We start from the raw sequence: 3,419 nt of genomic DNA on the forward strand, positions 1-3,419 counted from the left end.
ACAGCTATATTTGTTCTTTAACAATCTGGAAGAAGCACAACGAAAATGTACTTATCAAGTACTCGACGCAAGTCGATGAAGATAGGTACGGGTTGTGATTGCATTAATTTTGTTCCAAGTTCTCAAGACTGGGGTGAATAACCCTAGACTGCTTTGAAACTTATGAACGGCACAAACGCTAATACTCAGGTCCTATAGCCTACAGCGTTATAGGATCAAGCGACTAAGTGCATATGGTGGATGCCTTGGCGATCACAGGCGATGAAGGACGTAGTAGCCTGCGAAAAGCTACGGGGAGCTGGCAAACAAGCTTTGATCCGTAGATGTCCGAATGGGGAAACCCACCGCAGCAATGCGGTATCCCTGGCTGAATACATAGGCCAGTGGAAGCGAACCGGGTGAACTGAAACATCTCAGTAGCTCGAGGAAAAGAAATCAACCGAGATTCCGAAAGTAGTGGCGAGCGAAATCGGAAGAGCCTTTACGTTTTAGCACGCAAGATAGTCGAACGGAATGGAAAGTCCGGCCGTAGCAGGTGATAGCCCTGTAGGCGAAATCTTGTGTGTGGAACTAAGCGTAAGACAAGTAGGGCGGGACACGTGAAATCCTGTTTGAAGATGGGGGGACCATCCTCCAAGGCTAAATACTCGTGATCGACCGATAGTGAACCAGTACCGTGAGGGAAAGGCGAAAAGAACCCCGGAAGGGGAGTGAAATAGATCCTGAAACCGTATGCATACAAACAGTAGGAGCCTCCTTGTGGGGTGACTGCGTACCTTTTGTATAATGGGTCAGCGACTTACATTCAGTGGCAAGGTTAACCGAATAGGGAAGCCGTAGCGAAAGCGAGTCCGAATAGGGCGATTCAGTCGCTGGGTGTAGACCCGAAACCAGATGATCTATCCATGGCCAGGTTGAAGGCACGGTAACACGTGCTGGAGGACCGAACCCACTAATGTTGAAAAATTAGGGGATGAGCTGTGGATAGGGGTGAAAGGCTAAACAAATCTGGAAATAGCTGGTTCTCTCCGAAAACTATTTAGGTAGTGCCTCAAGTATTACTGCGGGGGGTAGAGCACTGTTATAGCTAGGGGGTCATGGCGACTTACCAAACTATGGCAAACTCCGAATACCCGCAAGTACAGCTTGGGAGACAGAGCACCGGGTGCTAACGTCCGGACTCAAGAGGGAAACAACCCAGACCGCCAGCTAAGGTCCCGAATTATCGCTAAGTGGGAAACGAAGTGGGAAGGCATAGACAGTCAGGAGGTTGGCTTAGAAGCAGCCATCCTTTAAAGAAAGCGTAATAGCTCACTGATCGAGTCGTCCTGCGCGGAAGATGTAACGGGGCTAAGCGATAAACCGAAGCTGCGGGTGTGCACTTTGTGCACGCGGTAGGAGAGCGTTCTGTAAGCCTGCGAAGGTGGCTTGTAAAGGCTGCTGGAGGTATCAGAAGTGCGAATGCTGACATGAGTAGCGATAAAGGGGGTGAAAAGCCCCCTCGCCGTAAGTCCAAGGTTTCCTGCGCAACGTTCATCGGCGCAGGGTGAGTCGGCCCCTAAGGCGAGGCAGAGATGCGTAGCTGATGGGAAACTGGTTAATATTCCAGTACCGTCGTACAGTGCGATGGGGGGACGGATCGCGGAAGATCATCAGGGTGTTGGATGTCCCTGTTGCTGCATCGAAGATGGCGCTTAGGCAAATCCGGGCGCGTAAATCAAGGGTGTGGCACGAGCGAGCATTGCTTGCGAAGTGATTGGAAGTGGTTCCAAGAAAAGCCTCTAAGCTTCAGCTGTACGAGACCGTACCGCAAACCGACACAGGTGGACGGGATGAATATTCCAAGGCGCTTGAGAGAACTCAGGAGAAGGAACTCGGCAAATTGATACCGTAACTTCGGGAGAAGGTATACCCCGGTAGTGTGAAGCGCCTGCGCGCTTAGCATGATGGGGTCGCAGAGAATCGGTGGCTGCGACTGTTTATTAAAAACACAGCACTCTGCAAAGACGAAAGTCGACGTATAGGGTGTGACGCCTGCCCGGTGCCGGAAGGTTAAGTGATGGGGTGCAAGCTCTTGATCGAAGCCCCGGTAAACGGCGGCCGTAACTATAACGGTCCTAAGGTAGCGAAATTCCTTGTCGGGTAAGTTCCGACCTGCACGAATGGCGTAACGATGGCCACACTGTCTCCTCCTGAGACTCAGCGAAGTTGAAGTGTTTGTGATGATGCAATCTACCCGCGGCTAGACGGAAAGACCCCATGAACCTTTACTGTAGCTTTGCATTGATCTGTGAACCGGCCTGTGTAGGATAGGTGGGAGGCTTTGAAGCGTGGTCGCTAGATCACGTGGAGCCATCCTTGAAATACCACCCTGGTTTGTTTGCGGTTCTAACCTTGGTCCGTTATCCGGATCGGGGACAGTGCATGGTGGGCAGTTTGACTGGGGCGGTCTCCTCCCAAAGTGTAACGGAGGAGTTCGAAGGTACGCTAGGTACGGTCGGAAATCGTGCTGATAGTGCAATGGCATAAGCGTGCTTGACTGTGAGACTGACAAGTCGAACAGGTGCGAAAGCAGGACATAGTGATCCGGTGGTTCTGAATGGAAGGGCCATCGCTCAACGGATAAAAGGTACTCTGGGGATAACAGGCTGATACCGCCCAAGAGTTCATATCGACGGCGGTGTTTGGCACCTCGATGTCGGCTCATCTCATCCTGGGGCTGTAGCCGGTCCCAAGGGTATGGCTGTTCGCCATTTAAAGAGGTACGTGAGCTGGGTTTAAAACGTCGTGAGACAGTTTGGTCCCTATCTGCCGTGGGCGTTGGATACTTGACGGAGCCTGCTCCTAGTACGAGAGGACCGGAGTGGACGTACCTCTGGTGTACCGGTTGTCATGCCAATGGCATTGCCGGGTAGCTAAGTACGGAAGAGATAACCGCTGAAGGCATCTAAGCGGGAAACTCGTCTGAAGATAAGGTATCCCGGGGACTTGATCCCCCTGAAGGGTCGTTCGAGACCAGGACGTTGATAGGTCGGGTGTGGAAGCGCAGTAATGCGTTAAGCTAACCGATACTAATTGCCCGTGAGGCTTGATCCTATAACACTGATGGTTATTGACCTGGTGATGTAGCGTTCCAAGTGTCGTTCAATACAAAATCTGGCTGCACCGTCAGCAGCCAGCCAACACCAATTACACCCCCCCGTGCGTGATCATCGAGTCTGACTCTGGTCACCACGCGTTGTGTTTCTTCCAAGATTGGAGCTGTTGCCTCACCGCAGCCGCTCAACCAGTTACGCTTGACGACCATAGCGAGTTGGTCCCACTCCTTCCCATCCCGAACAGGACAGTGAAACGACTTTGCGCCGATGATAGTGGACGGACGTCTGTGAAAGTAGGTCATCGTCAAGCTTTTATTCCGC

General features: G+C 51.9%; 2 rRNA genes. Both read left to right on the top strand.

The window, feature by feature from the left end:
• Positions 1-213 precede the first annotated feature (213 nt).
• Positions 214-3,096, top strand: a 23S ribosomal RNA gene (locus tag AC6LKD_RS32515).
• A gap of 199 nt (positions 3,097-3,295) precedes the next feature.
• Positions 3,296-3,408: ribosomal RNA gene (gene rrf / locus AC6LKD_RS32520) — 5S ribosomal RNA — on the top strand.
• Positions 3,409-3,419: the final 11 nt, after the last annotated feature.

This window comes from Achromobacter sp. D7-1, from assembly GCF_059760445.1.